This window comes from Aureimonas sp. AU20 (assembly GCF_001442755.1).
Taxonomy (GTDB): domain Bacteria; phylum Pseudomonadota; class Alphaproteobacteria; order Rhizobiales; family Rhizobiaceae; genus Aureimonas.
Genome location: NZ_CP006368.1, coordinates 355,164 through 371,337, shown reverse-complemented (window position 1 = coordinate 371,337; position 16,174 = coordinate 355,164). Strand labels below are relative to the sequence as shown.

Annotated in this window: 16 protein-coding genes; 3 read left to right on the top strand and 13 right to left on the bottom strand. The window is 67.5% G+C overall.

The genetic code is table 11. The features are described 5' to 3' along the window. Positions 1-84 precede the first annotated feature (84 nt). The 3 genes from M673_RS18625 to M673_RS18615 are packed head-to-tail and all read right to left on the bottom strand — an operon-like array spanning position 85 to position 3,017. Positions 85-1,284, bottom strand: coding sequence for an ABC transporter substrate-binding protein (locus tag M673_RS18625; RefSeq protein WP_061978195.1), 1,200 nt, complete (start codon positions 1,282-1,284; stop codon positions 85-87). Between the two features lie 42 nt (positions 1,285-1,326). After that, positions 1,327-2,301: an alpha/beta hydrolase gene (locus tag M673_RS18620; protein WP_061978194.1), complete on the bottom strand. Its 975-nt coding sequence runs from the start codon at positions 2,299-2,301 to the stop codon at positions 1,327-1,329. Next, the gene (locus tag M673_RS18615) at positions 2,298-3,017 is read right to left on the bottom strand and encodes a GntR family transcriptional regulator (protein ID WP_082639840.1); all 720 of its coding nucleotides are present in this window, start codon (positions 3,015-3,017) and stop codon (positions 2,298-2,300) included. Before M673_RS18615 ends, M673_RS18620 begins: the two co-directional genes overlap by 4 nt. Before the next feature lie 51 nt (positions 3,018-3,068). Between M673_RS18615 and M673_RS18610 the strand changes: the two genes are divergently transcribed. Beyond that, positions 3,069-4,148, top strand: coding sequence for an ABC transporter ATP-binding protein (locus M673_RS18610; protein WP_061978193.1), 1,080 nt, complete (start codon positions 3,069-3,071; stop codon positions 4,146-4,148). Positions 4,149-4,270: 122 nt separating this feature from the next. Continuing rightward, on the top strand, positions 4,271-4,705 hold the full coding sequence (locus M673_RS18605; RefSeq protein ID WP_187301341.1) for a DUF1476 domain-containing protein: 435 nt from the start codon (positions 4,271-4,273) through the stop codon (positions 4,703-4,705). A gap of 173 nt (positions 4,706-4,878) precedes the next feature. Here the strand turns inward: M673_RS18605 and M673_RS18600 are convergent, their stop codons facing one another. The 8 genes from M673_RS18600 to msuE all read right to left on the bottom strand — a co-directional run bounded on the left by M673_RS18600 (position 4,879) and on the right by msuE (position 13,012). Next, a complete protein-coding gene (locus M673_RS18600) occupies positions 4,879-6,126 on the bottom strand; it encodes an SfnB family sulfur acquisition oxidoreductase (RefSeq protein ID WP_061978191.1) in 1,248 nt (415 codons plus the stop codon). Between the two features lie 22 nt (positions 6,127-6,148). Next, positions 6,149-6,952 carry an ABC transporter ATP-binding protein gene (locus M673_RS18595; protein WP_061978190.1) on the bottom strand — a complete coding sequence of 268 codons (804 nt, stop codon included), beginning with the start codon at positions 6,950-6,952 and terminating at the stop codon, positions 6,149-6,151. Positions 6,953-7,017: 65 nt separating this feature from the next. Next, a complete protein-coding gene (locus M673_RS18590; protein WP_061978189.1) occupies positions 7,018-8,385 on the bottom strand; it encodes an ABC transporter substrate-binding protein in 1,368 nt (455 codons plus the stop codon). 72 nt (positions 8,386-8,457) lie between these two features. Next, on the bottom strand, positions 8,458-9,492 hold the full coding sequence (locus M673_RS18585) for a branched-chain amino acid ABC transporter permease (RefSeq protein WP_082639835.1): 1,035 nt from the start codon (positions 9,490-9,492) through the stop codon (positions 8,458-8,460). Between the two features lie 4 nt (positions 9,493-9,496). Beyond that, the gene (locus M673_RS18580; RefSeq protein WP_061978188.1) at positions 9,497-10,396 is read right to left on the bottom strand and encodes a branched-chain amino acid ABC transporter permease; all 900 of its coding nucleotides are present in this window, start codon (positions 10,394-10,396) and stop codon (positions 9,497-9,499) included. Continuing rightward, complete coding sequence (locus M673_RS18575; protein ID WP_061978187.1) at positions 10,396-11,268, bottom strand: ABC transporter ATP-binding protein; 873 nt, start codon at positions 11,266-11,268, stop codon at positions 10,396-10,398. The genes M673_RS18580 and M673_RS18575 overlap by 1 nt, the downstream gene beginning before the upstream one ends. Before the next feature lie 36 nt (positions 11,269-11,304). Beyond that, positions 11,305-12,411 carry a dimethylsulfone monooxygenase SfnG gene (gene sfnG, locus M673_RS18570; RefSeq protein WP_061978186.1) on the bottom strand — a complete coding sequence of 369 codons (1,107 nt, stop codon included), beginning with the start codon at positions 12,409-12,411 and terminating at the stop codon, positions 11,305-11,307. Positions 12,412-12,433: 22 nt separating this feature from the next. Then, positions 12,434-13,012 (bottom strand): FMN reductase, encoded by a 579-nt coding sequence (gene msuE, locus M673_RS18565; protein WP_061978185.1) that lies wholly within the window; start codon positions 13,010-13,012, stop codon positions 12,434-12,436. Positions 13,013-13,363: 351 nt separating this feature from the next. Between msuE and M673_RS18560 the strand changes: the two genes are divergently transcribed. Beyond that, positions 13,364-14,839 carry a protein adenylyltransferase SelO gene (locus tag M673_RS18560; RefSeq protein WP_061978307.1) on the top strand — a complete coding sequence of 492 codons (1,476 nt, stop codon included), beginning with the start codon at positions 13,364-13,366 and terminating at the stop codon, positions 14,837-14,839. Between the two features lie 39 nt (positions 14,840-14,878). Here M673_RS18560 and M673_RS18555 read toward each other — a convergent pair whose 3' ends face one another. Both M673_RS18555 and M673_RS23760 read right to left on the bottom strand, forming a co-directional pair. Further along, positions 14,879-15,352, bottom strand: a complete 474-nt coding sequence (locus tag M673_RS18555; protein WP_061978184.1) for a hypothetical protein — start codon at positions 15,350-15,352, stop codon at positions 14,879-14,881. 398 nt (positions 15,353-15,750) lie between these two features. Further along, on the bottom strand, positions 15,751-15,894 hold the full coding sequence (locus M673_RS23760) for a DUF1127 domain-containing protein (protein ID WP_082639832.1): 144 nt from the start codon (positions 15,892-15,894) through the stop codon (positions 15,751-15,753). Positions 15,895-16,174 lie beyond the last annotated feature (280 nt).

The following is a 16,174-nucleotide window of genomic DNA, read 5'->3' as shown; positions in this document are numbered from 1 at the left end:
AATCCGGATCACCGGACAGGCTCCTGATCGTTGCTTTCGCCGCACCATCCCGGGCAGAACGTGTCCGCCCTGCCCGGACAGGCGCTAGTTCTGGAACAGGGCCTGCAGCTTCTTCATCATGTCGGCCGAGGAGATCTGGCCCGTCATCGCCTGCTGCATCGTCGCCTGCCATTCCGTGTTGACGAAGTCGGCGGTGGCGGACGACTGCGGCAGGACGGCCGCGAAGGGCAGTGAGGCGAGCGTGGCGTCGACGAAGCGCTTCTCGTGCCCGGTCCAGTTGGCCGAGCCCGTCTTCGTCACCGGCAGCTGGTTGGTCGCCTTGACGAACTCGACGTTGTTCTCGGGCTCGGCCAGGAAGGAGACCCATTTCCAGGCCGCGTCCTTGGCCTCCGAATTGGCGAAGATCGCGAGCGACTCGTCGCCATAGGAGGTCCAGGCCTTGCCGTCGCAGGCCGGCACCGGCACGGCCGAGACCTTGTCGCCGAGCGCCGCCACCAGATCCTTGGACGAGCCGATATGGTGGATGGTCATCGCCGTCTTGCCCGACTTAAAGGCGCCGATGATCTCCTGGAACCCGTCATTGGGCGAGGACGGGGGTATCGACTTGTCCACGGCGAACATGTCGATCAGCCACTGGTTGGCGGCGATCGCCTCCGCGTTGTCGAGCCCGCCCGGCTTCAAGGCCGCGCCGCGCGAGAAGGTGAACGTGCCCCACTGGTCCCACCCCCCCTTGCCGCCGCGAAAGCCGAAGCCGTAGGTGTCCGGCGCCTTGGTCAGCGTCTTGGCGGCGGTGCGGAACTCCTCGCAGGTCTTGGGCGGTTCGAGGCCGGCGGCCTGGAACAGGTCGGTGCGGTAGTAGAGATAGAGAACGACATATTGGATCGGCAGATAGTAGTTCTGTCCGTCCGGCCCGGCATTCAGCGTCAGGAGATTGTCGAGAAGCTCGGCCTTGCCCGGCCAGGCTGCGATCCGCTCGCCCAGCGGCTCCAGCGCGCCCATTTCCAGAAGGCGCGGCTGGGCGAAGAGCTTCACCATGGCCGCGTCCGGCGCGTTGCCGCCGACCAGCGCGGTGTAGAGATTGTCGTAATAGCTGTTCCAGGGAACGTTCTCGGCCTCGACCGTGATGCCCGGATTGGCCGTCTGGAACTTCTCCACCAGCGCCGACATCGGATTTTCCGGATTGTCGAAATGGTACCAGAAGCGCACCGTCTCGGCCTCGGCCAGCGTGGTGCCCAGCGTCGTGAAAAGGGCGAGCGCGCCCGCCAGGGTCCTCAGTCTCGTCATGTTGGTTCCTCCCGTTCTTCTTATGGGTCGTCTTGGCCGTCGTCAGATCGCGTTCACGAAAGCGGCGGCCCGCCCCAGGGCCTCCCGAGCCTGGGGCAGGTCGCGGCTCATCTGCAGGAAACCGTGCACGACGCCGGGCACGATTCCCGCCCGTTCGCTGCGGCCGAGCGAGGCGAGCCGCGCCTCGAAATTCAGCGTGTCGCTGAGCAGTGGGTCGATGCCGGCGGCCATGAGATGGAGCGGCGGCAGGGTTGCCAAAGCCTCGTCGCTCGCCAGGAGCGGAGAGACCAGCGGGTCGCCACGCGCCGCCGGGTCGGCCAAGTAAAAATCCCAGTAGCGCTGCATCTTGCCGAGCGTCAGGCCCGGCCCGTCCGCGAAGGCGTGGTAGGACGGCGTCTCGAAATCGGCGGCATAGACGCCGTAGAACAGGAGCGCCGCATCCGCCCTTCCCCGTGCGCCCTCGTGCACGAGCGCGGAAACGCAGAGCCCGGCTCCGGCGCTGTCGCCCGCCAGGATCATCGGCCCCGGCTGCACGCCAAGGGCGGCGGTAGCCTCAAACGCGCCGCGCCAGGCGGCCACGACATCCATGAGCCCGGCGGGATAGGGATGCTCAGGGGCGAGACGATAGTCCGGCAGGATCACCGGAAGCCCCGTCTCGGCGGCGAGAACCCGGGCGCAGCGCTCATGCGTTTCGGGGCTGCAGAAGGCGAAGCCGCCGCCATGCACGAAGAGGATCGCACCCGCTTTCGCCTCGGGCGGCACCAACACCAGAAGCCGCACCTCTGCCGAGCCGAGCGTCGGGTCGGCCGGGACATGGGCGGTGCCGACGCGGGCCATCTCGGGCAGATCGACAGTCCAGCGTCGATTGCCCGCTTCCGCCAGCCGGCGCCCCTCGGCGGCGGGCAGCAGCGTCGGGTCGGGCTGCGGCCCATCCTCGGCAAGGACGCGCGCGGCGAGCGCCGCCATTTCGGGAGCAAGGTCGGTGGGAAAGGGCGCGGGGCTGGGGGCGTGGCTCATTGGACGTGATCCGGAAAGACGTTCGGGCCGAAATCCACGATCGTCGCGATATGGTGGAAAAGGGCGGCCGAGGCGGCGGCAAGGTCTCGCGCCTCGATGGCGGCGACGATCGGCTCGTGGCGCCGGGCGGTCTGGGCAAGGTCGCGCGCCTGCGTCGAGCGCGAGATCTTGTAGCGATGATTGTGGATGAGGCAGCGGCGCAGGATCGGGTCCAGCGCCGGCAGGCCGGCATCGGCGAAGATGCGGCCGTGGAACTCGCGGTCGATCGAGGCGAGCTCCAGCTCGTCCTCCCGCTCGGCCGCGCGGGTCATGTCGGCGAGCATGGCCTTGAGATCGGAAACCAGCGTGCGGCTGGGATGGCGCAGCACATGGACGATGCCGCGGCATTCGATGGACTGGCGGATGCGGAACAGCTCCACCGCCTCTTCCAGCGTGCAGTCGGAGACCTGCGTGCCGCGATAGCCGTTGCGCAGCACCAGTCCTTCGTCCTGCAACTGCAGCAGCGCCTCGCGCACCGTGCCCTGGCTGCAGCCGAAGCGGGTGGCGAGTTCCAGCTCGACCAGCGCCTGGCCCGGCCGCAGCTCGCCCAGCATGATCTCGCGCTTCAGCGATGTGAAGGCGGCAGCGGACTTGCCGGACGCCGCGCGCCTGCCACCCGCCCTTTGCCGATCCTCCCCGCCCCGCGCTTCTTCCACGACGATCTCCTTGCTCTTCATTATCGATATCATTATTGATAATTTGAGATCAAGGGGTCTGGGAGGAACTCGATGTCGGCCATTGCCTTGAAGGCGATCCGCAAGGACTACGGTGCGGTGAACGTGATCCGGCGCGTGGATCTCGAGATCGCCAGCGGCGAATTCATCGTGCTGGTCGGCCCGTCCGGCTGCGGCAAGTCCACGCTTCTGCGCATGATCGCCGGGCTGGAGGAGATCAGCGCCGGCGAATTGTTCATCGGCGGGCGCTCCGTCGGCCAGCTGCCGCCGGCCGAGCGCAACATCGCCATGGTGTTTCAGGACTACGCGCTCTATCCGCATATGTCGGTGGAGGAGAACATGGCCTTCGGCCTGAAGATGCGCGACGGCGATCCCGCCGCCATCGACGGCAAGGTGAAGAACGCCTCCGCCATCCTGAAGCTCGACCCGTTTCTTGACCGGCGCCCCGCGCAGCTATCGGGCGGCCAGCGCCAGCGCGTCGCCATGGGCCGGGCCATCGTGCGCGATCCCGACGCCTTCCTGTTCGATGAGCCCTTGTCCAATCTCGACGCCGCCTTGCGCGTCGAGATGCGGCTCGAAATCGCCAAGCTGCATCGGCGCATTCGCGCCACCACGGTTTATGTCACGCACGATCAGGTCGAGGCGATGACCCTGGCGGACCGGATCGTGGTGATGAACGGCGGCCATATGGAACAGGTCGGCGCGCCGCTCGACCTCTACCAGCGACCGCAGACCCTGTTCGTCGCCAAGTTCATCGGCAGCCCGACCATGAACACGCTGGATTGCGAAATCCTCGGCAGCGACGCGCTGGAGCTGCGCCTGCGCCTGCCCGCGCGCGAGATCAGCCTGCCGCCCCTGGCGTCCGCCGCCGGCTCAACGCAGGTCACGCTCGGCATTCGGCCGGAAGACCTCGAAATCAGCGCGCCGGAGGCCGCCTGGTTCACGGGCGAGCTTTCGGTGGTGGAGCGCCTGGGCAGCCAGACCTTCGGCTATCTCGACATCGGCGAGGAGCGCATGGTCACGGTGGAATTCCCCCGAACCAGCCCCGTTCGTGTCGGAGAGCGCCTGTCCGTCGCCGGGCGCGCCGACCATGCCCATCTCTTCGCCAAGGAGGATGGACGTCGCCTCAACTGAAGGACGATGCCCACAATTCAAAGCTCGGCTCTTGGCTCGATCGTCGCCCCGGCTGGACCAAGCCTGCCCCGCTCCGGTTCCATGGTCTTCGCTCACAGATGAACTTGTGTGCCGCGTGGCCCTTGAGCGGACTTCGCCGTCGCCTAAACTCTCAAGCGTCGATGCCTCGTGGCCCGCGCGTCCCGGACCCGGTCGGCCAGGAGGAGGAAAAGATGAGCATTTTTCCGGATCGCGAAGCGGCTTTCGAGCAGAAATTCGTTCATGACGAGGAGGTCGCGTTTCTGGTCCGGATGGCGCGCGAGCGCCGCTTCGGCCTTTGGGCCGCCGGGCGGATGGGGCAGGATGAAGAAGCGGCCGCCGCCTATGCGCGGTCGCTTGTGAAGGGCGCGCTCGACGGAAAGACGGATGCCGAGCTTCTTGCAGAAGTCCAACGCGATCTGGCGGCGCGCGGCGTGTCTGCGTCCCCCACCGAGTTGCAACAGGCCATGCTACAGGCGGAAACCGGCGCCCGGACGCAAGTGATGGGCGCCGATCCGAGCGCACTCGATCGGCGGTGAAAGCCGGCCCGGATCGACCGGGCGACATCGGGTCTTTCGCTAAGCGTTGTCGAAAGCTGTATCCTGCGAGGTGCCGGTGCGGTTGGACGTCTATCGCTCTCCTAAAAGCGATGACGCGTCGGCCGGCGGCCCCCTACCGCCGGACCGCGACATCCCGTTTGCTCGTAAACCGTTCAGCTCCAGGCGTGAAGCGGCGGGTTGACGCCGTTTAGGGCGTGATTGCCGAGGATCGCGACCTTCCAGCGCACGGGGTCGTGCAGCGTGTGGGTGCGGGCGTTGCGCCAGTGCCGGTCGAGATTGTGCTCGGCCAGCGTGGAGCGGGTGCCGGCAAGCTCGAACAGCTTGTTGGTCGCCTCGATCGCGATCTCGGTGGACAGGATCTTGGCCTCGGCCACGGCGATCTGCGCGGCCGCGACGCTCTCGGCGGAGGGGGCGGCGACGGCGCGGTCCACCGCCTCGCCGGCGAGGTGCTGCAGCGCCTGCGCGGCGTGGAGCTGAAGCGTCAGGCGGCCCACCGCCTGGATCGTATAGGGATCGTCCGACGCGCGCTCCAGCCCGGAATCCACCCAGGCGCGCGACTTGGTGCGCACGAAGTCGATCGTGTCCTCGATCGCCGCGCGGGCGATGCCGGTGTCCACGGCGACCTGGATGATCTGGAAGATCGCGCCGTCGACTGTCGGCACCTCGTAGCCCTTGTAGCCCGGCACGAGATGGGTCTTGGGCACTTTCACATGGTCGACGAGAACGGTGCCAGACAGTGTGGTCCGCTGGCCGAAGGCGGACCAGTCGTCGATCACGGTGAGCCCTTCGGCGTTGCGGTCGGCGATCGCGTACCAGGCGCGGCCTTCCTCGTCCAAGGCGACGATCGGCACGAGATGGGCGAGCAGCGCGCCGCTGGAATAGAATTTGCGGCCGGTGACGACGACATGATCGCCGGCATCGGTAAACTTCGTCTCGAAATCGGCGGCACGCTTGGAGCCGAACTCGGAGAAGGCGTTGCCAAAGCGCACGCCCCGCAGCACCTCGGCAAACAGAAGCGCCTTCTGCGCTTCGTCGGACACCGTGCGGATGGCCGCCACCACGCCGAGATGGTTCTGCGTGATCTGGCCGATGGACGGGTCGGCGGCCGAGATGATCTCGATCACCTTGGCGAGCGTGGCGTAGGAGACCTCCGGCCCGCCATAGACCTTCGGCACGTTGATCGACCAGAGGCCGGACTGGGAATAGGCGTCCAGTTCCTCGACCGGCCAGATCCGCTCGGCGTCGCGCCGCGCCGCGCCAGGGCGGATGCGATCAGCGATTGCTGTCGCGACCGCGATCGCCTCGGCGTCGTCGGCGATGACATGCGCGTGCGCGGAGGGGCGCGGCAGGCCGGGAACGGCCTTGGCGGCGGCTTCGATCTTCTGACCGGCGATCGTCATGACGAACTCTCCTGTTGGGTTTTCAGTGAAGGGAATGGCCGGTTGCGCCGGCGGCGGGTCGGGGCGTCGGCGCGAGGCCGAGATAGAAGGCGCTGATGTCGCCCCGCGCCTTCAACTCCTCGGCCGGGCCGGCAAGGACGCAGACGCCGTTCTCGATCACGACCGCTCTGCTCGCGTGGTGAAGCGCCACGGCCGCATTCTGCTCGGCGACGAGGATCGACAGGCCCTCGCGGCGATTGAGATCCGCCAGCGTCGCGAAGATCGTCTGCGTGATCTGGGGCGCGAGGCCCATCGAGGGCTCGTCCAGCACCAGAAGGCGCGGGCGGCCCATCAAGGCGCGCCCGATCGCCACCATCTGCTGCTCGCCGCCCGAAACCAGCCCGGCCGCCAGACGCCGCTTCTGGACGAGGCGGGGGAAGAAGCTATAGACGCGCTCGAGATCCTGCGCGGCCTCGCGCCGGCTGGAGCCGCGCCCGAGCGCGCCCGTCAGCAAATTCTCCTCGACGCTCAGCGACTTGAAGCAATGGCGCCCCTCCAGAACCGGCACGAGGCCGCGACGAACGAGTTCGCCGGGGCCTAGCGCGGCGACGTCCTCACCCTCGAAGCGGATATGGCCGCGCGTGAGGCGCCCGCGTTCGGCCTTGAGAAGCCGCGACACGGCCTTGAGAACCGTCGACTTGCCGGCGCCGTTGGAGCCGAGAAGCGCGACGATCTCGCCCTTTCGGACGGTGAGCGAGACGCCGGACAAGGCAAGGATCGCCTCGTTGTAGACGGCATGCACCGAGCCGATGTCGAGAAGAGGCGGGCTGGAATCGAGAGCGGACATGGCGGGCCTATCCGAAGGACGGGGGAGGAGCCGCTGGAGGCTTCCTCCAGCGGCGGAAAGGCGCCTTACTGCGCGGCGGCCTGCTTGCCCGAGGCGACCTTCTCGGCATCCTCGGCGGTGCGCAGCTGAATGCCCTTTTCCCTAGCGTAGGCTTCGGCCGACTTCTCGATGATCGGGCGCAGCAGCGCCCAGTCCGGCGCGATCCAGTCGGACACGACGTTCCACTTCTGCCCGTCCCATTGCTGGAAGGTCACGCGGCCCTCGCCCTCGTGATTGTCCCAGGTGACGTTGATCGAGTGGAACAGGTCCTTGGCGCCCAGCGCCTCGACGCGGGCTGGGTCGAGCCGGAGATGCTCGAAGCCCCAGCGCACCTCGTCGCCGCTCAGCGTTCGCTTGCCGAACTTCTCTTGCGCGATGCGGATCGCCTCGACGTTCAGGATACCGTTGACGATGCCGAGATTGTGGTAGACCGAGCCGATGCGGCTCGTGTCCGCTAGGTTGCCCTGGCCCTTGTCGTAGAGCGTCTTGATGATCTCCTGCACCACGGGATAGCTGTTGCCCGAGGCCTGGGTGGTGATCGCGGTGTAGCCCTTGGCGGCGTCGCCCGCCGGCTTCACGTCCTCTTCCGAATTGGACCAGACGTTGCCGACGATATGGTCCGCCGGGAAGCCCGTCTTCTGCGCGGTCTTCAGCGCCACGGGGTTCATCACACCCCAGCCGCGCAGAACGACATAATCCGGCTTGGCGCGGCGGATCGTCAGCCATTGCGCCTGCTGCTCGTTGCCGGGATGAGGCACCTCGATCTGCTGCACGGTGAAGCCGTATTGCTCGGCCAAGAGCTCGTAGATCGGGATCGTCTCCTTGCCGTAGGGCGAGCCGTGGTAGAGCACCACGAGCTTCTTGCCCTTCAGCTTCTCCAGCCCGCCCTCCTTGGCGGCGATGTAGTTCACGATGCCCGACGTCTCGCTATAGGGGTTGAGCAGCAGCGGGAAGACATAGGGGAAGACGCGGCCGTCGGTGGAGTCCGTGCGGCCGTGGTTGATGGTGACGAGCGGCACCTTGTCCTGCGTGATCCGGTCGATCATGGCATAGGCGATGCCGACCGAGAGCGGGTTCCAGGCTGCAATGTCGGGATGGGTCTTCAGGCGCTCGTAGACCTCGACCCCCTTTTCCACCTCGTATTGCGTCTCGCCCTCGCTCCAGGTCAGCTTGACGCCGTTGACCCCGCCGTCGCGCGTGTTGACGAGGTTGAGATAGTCGATGAACCCGCCGAAGAAGCCCGTGCCGCCGGCGGCATAGGGGCCGACGCGGTAGCTCTGGAGCGGGAAGTACTGCTCGTCGGCACGGGCCCCGTGGGCGCAGGCAAGACCCAGCGCGGCAAGGCCGAGAGCCGTCGATAGGGCGGCGGATCGAAGAAGCGAAAGCGGTTTCATCGGGCAAACTCCGGGCGTTTGTCGAAGCGCCGTGCGGTTCGACATCGGTGTGGTGGGAAAGGGCGGCCGCGTTCAACGCTGGGGCAGGAGCCGGCGCTTCAGGCGGTCGAACAGGGCGGCGAGGCCGTCGGGTTCGAGGATCAGGAACAGGATGATGAGGGCGCCGAGGATCATGCGCTGCGTCATCTCGATGGCGCCGCTGTCGAACACGGAGCCGAACAGCGCCTGTCCGGCGCGGGACAGAAGCAGCGGAAAGACCACGATCAGCGCCGCGCCGAGAAAAGCGCCACGAAGCGTCGCGAGCCCGCCGATGATGACGATGAACAGGATCTGGAAGGACCGGTCGAGATTGAAGCCGTGCGGCTCGACGGTCCTGAGATAGGCGAAGGCCCAGAGCGCCCCGGCAACGCCGATCACGAAGGAGGACAGGGCGAAGGCCAGAAGCTTGGTGCGCAGCACAGGCACGCCGATAATGCGCGCCGCCGTCTCGTTGTCGCGCACCGCGACGAAGTCGCGGCCGATCGGCGAGCGCACCAGCCGGTGGGCGAGGTAGGTCAGGCCGGCGACCAGCGTGAGCGAGAAGAGATAGCGCTCGGCGGGTGAGGCGAACGTGAAGCCGGCGATGCGCAGCGGCGGGGCGTCGATCACGCCGGACGGGCTGTCGTTGGAGAACCAGCCGAACTTGGTAAGCGCCCAGGTGACGAAGAACTGCGCGGCGAGCGTCGAGACCGCGAGATAGAAGCCGCGAAGGCGGAGGCTCGGCAGACCGAAGACGAGACCCACGGCCGCCGCGCAGACGCCCGCGAGCGCGATCGAGGCGAGAAGCGGAAGACCGGGCAGGCGCAGCTCCAGATTGAAGGCGGCAAAGGCGCCGACCCCCATGAAGGCGGCCGAGCCGAGCGAAAGCTGGCCGGCATAACCGGTCAGGAGATTGAGCCCGAGCGCGGCGAGGCTGAGCGCTAGAAAGGGGGTCAGCAGCGCGTCGAAGAGATAGTCCGTGCCGACGAGCGGCACGATGCCGTAGGCGAGGGCCAGAAGCGCGAGGATCGCCGTGGGGGCCGGCCGGCGGGGTCGGACCGCGGGCCGGTCGAGCGGTAGGGTGGACATGGCTTCAGACCCTCTCGACCACGGACTTGCCGAACAGGCCGCCCGGACGAACCAACAGGCAGGCCAGCGCCACGACATAGGCGAACCAGCTCTCGATGCCGCCGCCGAACATTTCGCCGAGATAGACCTCGGCCAGCTTTTCGCCCGCGCCGATCAGAAGGCCGCCGACGATTGCGCCGAGGATCGAGTCGAAGCCGCCGAGAACCAGAACGGGCAGGGCCTTGAGCACCGCGAGCGACAGCGAGAACTGGACGCCCAGCCGCGCGCCCCAGAGAAGACCGGCGACCAGGGCGACGACGCCTGCCGCCGTCCACACGCTGGCCCAGATCACCGGCAGGCGCAGGCCGACCGCAAGGGCGGCGTATTGATCGTCCGCGACGGCGCGAAAGCCGAGGCCGATGCGCGTCCAGCGGAAGAAGGCGATGAGGCCAACCACCAGAAGGCCGGCGGTGGCGGCGGCGAACAGGTCGAACTGCGAGACGAAGACGCCGCCGACATCGAAGGGCAGATCCTCGATGCCGAGATCCAGCGCATGGACCTGCGTGCCCCAGAGAAGCTGCGCCGCGCCCTCGATGACATAGGCGAGGCCGAGCGTCGCCATGAACAGGGTGATGGGCGGGCGGTTGGTGAGGGGCCGCAGCACCGCCCGCTCGATGGCAAGGCCCAGCACGGCCATGACCAGAAGCGTGGCAATGAGGGCCAGCACGAAGGGAAGGCCGCGCTCGACCAGGCTGACAAAGGTCAGCGCCGCGAAAAGCAGCATCGCGCCTTGCGCGAAGTTGAGGACGCCCGAGGTCTTGTAGATCAGGACGAAGCCGATCGCGACCAGCGAGTACATGACGCCGGCGAGGAGCCCGCCGACGAGAACCTCGGTGAAGAAGAGCCAGTCGAACCCCTCGGCCATTACGCCGCCTCCGCCGGGACCGTGCCGAGATAGGCGGCGATCACGGCAGGGTCGGCGGACACCTCCGCCGGCGTGCCGTCGGCGATCTTGCGTCCGTAGTCGAGCACGGCGACATGGTCCGACAGGCCCATGACGATGCCGATATCATGCTCGATCAGCACCACCGTTGTGCCCAGCCGATCGCGCGCCTCGCGCACGAAGCCCGCCATTTCGACCTTTTCCCCAGCCGTCATCCCGGCCATCGGCTCGTCGAGCAGCAGGACGCGCGGGCGCGCCACCAGGGCGCGAGCGAGTTCCACCCGCTTCTGCAGCCCGTAAGGCAGGCCGCCGGCCAGCCGATCGGCGTGGGCCGACAGGTGAAGCTGGGCCAGCACCTCCTCCACCTCGGCGCTGTCCCGTGCCCGCTCCCGGCGCGCGCCGGGCGAGCCAAGGACATGGCCGAACCAGGTCGCCCGGCGCCGATGGGTGAGGCCCGCCGCCACGTTGTCGCGAACCGACAGGCCGCGAAACAGGGCGAGGTTCTGGAAGGTGCGGGCGATGCCGAGCGACGCGAGGCGACTGGCCCGCACGCTGGACACGCTGCGATCGCCGATACGGATTTGACCCCGGTCGGGCCGGTAGAGGCCGCTCAGCACATTGACCAGCGAACTCTTGCCGGCGCCGTTGGGGCCGATGATGGCGCGGATCTCGCCCGGCCGGACAGTGAGGTCGATATTACTCAGCGCCGCGACGCCGCCGAAGGAGAGCGACACGCCCGACAGCGCCAGCGCGGTCTCGCTCGACATGGCGCTGTCGGCTCGCGCCAGTGTTGACCGGATCGGGCGGATCGGCGCGCGCGAGGTCGGCAGGGCTTCCAGGGGGAAGACCGTCATCTCGTCATCTCCTGATGGCGTTGGGATTTGGGCGCGCTATTCCGCCGCGAGCCGCTGCGTGTCGCCCTCTGCTTCCAGTTCGCGAACCAGCGGTAGAACGGTGCGACCGAAGGCTTCGACCTCTTCCTGGAAATGAAGGAAGCCGAGCAGCACGAGATCGGCGCCCGCCCGCTTCAGCGCCACGATGCGCTCGGCGACCTGAAGCGGCGTGCCGATCAGGTTGGTGCGGAAGCCGTCATTGTACTGAACGAGGTCCTCGAAGCTCGATTTGGCCCAGTTGCCTTCGCCTTCCGGCGAGGCCTTGCCGGCATTCTTCACCTCGTGGCCGAAGGCCTTGACCGCGTCCGGGTTGGCCTTGGCGACGATCTCGTCGCGCACGGCGAAGGCTTCCTCCTCCGTGTCGCGCACGATAGCGAAGGCGTTGATGCCGACCTTGACCGAGCGCCCGTGCTCGGCCGCCTTGGCGCGGATGTCCTCGACTTGGGCCGCGAGGCCCTCGGGCGTGTTTCCGTTGGTGAAGTACCAGTCCGAGACGCGGGCGGCCATGTCGCGCGCGGCGCGGGACGACCCGCCCTGGAAGATTTCGGGTTGCGGATCGACCGGCTTGGGCTTCAGCGAATAATCGTTGAAGCGGTAGAAGTCGCCCCGGAAGGTGAAGGAATCCTCGCTCCAGATGCCGCGCAGCGAGCGGATGAACTCCTCCGAGCGGCGATAGCGCTCGTCATGGTCGAGCCAGTGCTCTCCGATGGCGTGGAACTCGCCCCGGAACCAACCCGACACGATATTGACCGCGATACGCCCGCCGCTGAGCACGCTGATGGTCGCAAGCTGCTTGGCCGCCAAGGCCGGGTTCCATGGTCCCGGGAGGATAGCGGCGATGACCTTGAGGCTGGTGGTCGCGGCCAGAAGATCCTGGCTGAAGGACACGCTCTCGTGCTGCTCGTCCGCGCCGTAGCCGGCGGTGAAGCGGATCTGGCTCAGCGCATAGTCGAAGCCCGCGCGTTCGGCGATCTGCGCCAGCTCGCGATTGTATTGGGGATGATGGCTGGTGCGCTGCTCGATGTTCGAGATCACCAGGCCGCCGGAGACGTTCGGCACCCAATAGGCGAATTTCAGCGCGTGGTTCTCGGTCGGTGCGGACATGGGTTTCCTCCTGAAGGATGGGTCAGCGGTGAAGAGCGACGGCGATCGGCTGCGCTGCGCGGGCCGGCGCGCCGGCCAGAAGCGCGGCGGCCTCCTGCGCCGCGCGCTCGATCCGCGCGGCGATGGCCGGGCTGTCCAGCCGGTAATCGGTGAAATCGGCCTCCACGGCATAAAGCGTGGTCGGCAGGGTGAGCGCGCGGAAGAAGGACAGGAGCGGCCGAAGCTGGTGGTCGGTGACGAGCCCGTGCAACGGACTGCCGCCCGTGGCGGCGAGGATCGCCGGCTTGCCGGCCAGCGCGTTGAAATCCACGAGATCGAACAAATGTTTCAGCGCGCCGGTGTAGGACGCGCGGTAGACAGGCGAGCCGACCACGAGCAGATCGGCGGTCTCCACCCGGCGCAGGATCGCCTCGCCCTTTTCGCCCACGGTCGCGCGGGTCAGCGCCGAGAGCACATGCGGGGCAGCGTCGGCCAGCTGGACGAGATCGCCCTCTCCCCCGGTCAGCTCGGCAAGCCGCTCGACGACGCTGGCCACCAGAGCGGCGGTGCGAGAGGGCTGCGTGACATTGCCGGAAAGGCCGAGAATTCGAAGGGGAGCCATGCGCTTCGCTGTCCGATCGTGACGATACGGGCCGGAGCATAAATTCTATCTATCCATAGGTGAGATAGATTATTTTCTTTTGCGCGTCGCTGGGAGAAAATTCGTCGGCGGGCTCTCGTCTCTCCGTCAGGCCCGGGACATGACCTGCGGGTGAAGGGATAGTCGAAGGGATTGTGCTGGAGAGAAACCAAGCGTGATCGATACGAGGCCGCACGGCTGGGCCTTCGCGTCGAATTGTCCGGTGCGATGATCCGCTGGGCCAGCCCCCGCGAGATTTCCGTTCGGTGCGCTAGATGCCCGACGACGGATAGCCGGCGGTCCTCAACGGTGCAGGCAAGCAAGGCGGAGCGCATGACGACCCATTTTCCCTTCAGCAACAGCTATGTCAGCCTTGGAGACACCTTTCATCGGCGCGTTCTGCCGACGCGCGTCGCAGCGCCGCGCCTCGTCAAGCTGAACCGCCCGCTGGCCTCCGAGCTCGGGCTCGACGCGGACGCGCTGGATAGCACCGAGGGCGCCGAGATCCTGTCCGGCAACAAGGTCCCGGAGGGGGCCGAGCCTCTGGCCGCCGCCTATGCCGGGCATCAGTTCGGCAATTTCGTGCCGCAGCTGGGAGACGGGCGGGCGATCCTTCTCGGCGAGGTGGTGGACCGGCAAGGGCGCCGCCGCGACATCCAGCTGAAGGGCTCCGGGCCGACACCCTTCTCGCGCGGCGGCGATGGGCGGGCGGGCCTCGGCCCGGTCCTGCGCGAGTACATCGTCAGCGAAGCCATGGCCGCGCTCGGCATTCCGACGACACGGGCGCTGGCGGCGGTCGCGACGGGCGAGGATGTGTACCGCGAGACCGCCCTGCCGGGCGCGGTGCTGACCCGCGTCGCCTCGAGCCACATTCGCATCGGCACGTTCCAGTTCTTCGCCGCGCGTGGCGACGACGCGGCGCTCGCCCAACTGGCCCAGCATGTGATCGAGCGGCACTATCCCGAGGCCGCCGCCGCACCCCATCCCGTCCGCGCCCTCTTGGAAGGCGTCTGCGCGCGGCAGGCGGCGCTGGTGGCGCGCTGGATGCAGGTCGGCTTCGTCCACGGCGTCATGAACACCGACAACATGTCGATCGCCGGCGAGACGATCGACTACGGCCCATGCGCCTTTCTCGACGCCTACGATCCCGCGACCGTCTTCTCCTCGATCGACCGGAACGGGCGCTACGCCTATGGCAACCAGCCGGCGATCGCGAACTGGAACCTCGCGCGCCTCGCCGAATGCCTGCTGCCGCAGCTCGCGCCCGAGGAAGGGGAAGCGGTCGAGATCGCAAAGGACGCGCTGTCCGGTTTCGCCGAGGCGTTCAACACCGCCTATTTCGACGGTTTCCGGCGCAAGATCGGGTTGAGCGAACGGCAGGAGGAGGACGCCGCGCTGATCCAAGACCTTCTGAAGGCCATGGCCGAGCAGGGCGCCGACTTCACCCTGACATTCCGAGGGCTGGGCAAAGCTGCCGAGGCAGAGCAGGCCGATGCGGGGCTGCGCGCCCTTTTCACTGACCCCGCCGCCTATGACGGCTGGGCCATGCGCTGGCGCGCGCGACTTGCAAAGGAGCCGATGGGGCCGGGCGAGCGCCAAGCCGCGATGGACGCGGCAAACCCCGCCGTGATCCCCCGCAATCACCTCGTCGAGAACGCGCTCGCCGCGGCGATGGGCGGCGACACCGGTCCGTTCGAGCATCTGAACGAGGCTCTGGCCGAGCCCTATCTCGACAAACCGGACCTCGCCGCCTACGCCGCCTTGCCGCCGGCCAGAGAGAGGGCCTACCGAACCTTCTGCGGAACCTAGCGGCTGAGTGTGGGGCCGAGCCGAAGACCGCGCGGGTTCCTAGAGCAGACCGCCCTGGCCTTGCGCGGCGGGTGACGCGGAGGGGGAGGTTACCGGCGCGGAGCGGGCCGAGCGCGGCGGCGTCCCGGCCAGACCGTCCCGCACGGCCCCGATATCGATCACGTCGAGACGCGGCGCGGGGGGAAGGATCATGACGCCGTCCGCTCGGCGCGGCAGATCGCCCAGCGCTTCGACCCGCATGGTCGGCGTTTCCGGCACGCGCTCCTCCAGATCGACCACGGGAGCGGGTTGCGCGGACGAGGCGATCCGGCCGGGGGTCAAAGGCGCGCTTTGGGGATGGGCCGACAGGCCAGGGGGCGGTGGCAACGTGCCACTCGTGACCTGCTGCTGCGCCGGCGCCGGAGACACGCTTCCCAAGAGATCCTGCGGGCCGCTCATGCTGGTGCAGGCACCAAGAAGCGACGCGGCGACGATCGGTGCAACGACGGGAAAGCGGAGAAAATGCAGGACCATAGGCAAACCTAGCGCCTTGCCGAAGTCCTGTCCGTGACGGCGGCGCCACAGATTGGAGACAATCAGCGAACCCTTCGTTTCAAATGCTCACGAACGGGCAAGAGGGGGCCGAACCTCATTCACGCTGGCGTGATGCGCCGCTGATCCGCCGGGCCCTTGCGAGAGTCCCATGCTCCTGACTGACGACGATGCGGCAGGGAAGGGCTGCCGTGAACCGGGACGCTTTGCTGGAAAGCAGCGAGAGCCCGTCACAGCCATTGGAAGACTGCACAAATGAAAACGCCCTCGCCGGGGGAGGACCGGCAAGGGCGTCAGGGGTAAGCCGAAAGGGGGGAGGACCCGTTCGGCTCGAGCGCCGCGACCGGGGGAGGACCGGCCGAGGCGAAAGCGTGAAACTGTTAGCGCGTCGCCTGACGGGCGATGGCCGGGATGTCCGCGCGCGCAATGCCGAGATCGGCGAGTTCGCGCTGCGAAAGACGGTTTAGCTCGTTGGTGGTGTTGCGATACTGGCGCCAGGTGCTGAAGGAGCGAGCGAGGTTCATGGGTTTTCCTAAGTGTCCGGCCTCTCGTCCATGGTGGCCGGTTCCTGCTTGGTGTTTGCTGACAAGCCGAACATAGGCGCTTCGCTTCTCCCGCAGTAGCGTAAAGCCGGAATGGGAGACCCGCGCGGACGGAATGGCCGGTTACGAAAGTATGAACGATGACCGGCACCTGTTCGCGCCGCGCGCCCTAGCTATGTCACCGAAGGAGCGCCCATGCCCAAATCGCCCAAACCTCTCAACCGTCGCCGAGGCTCGACCTGGATGGTCGTGACCGCCGCGA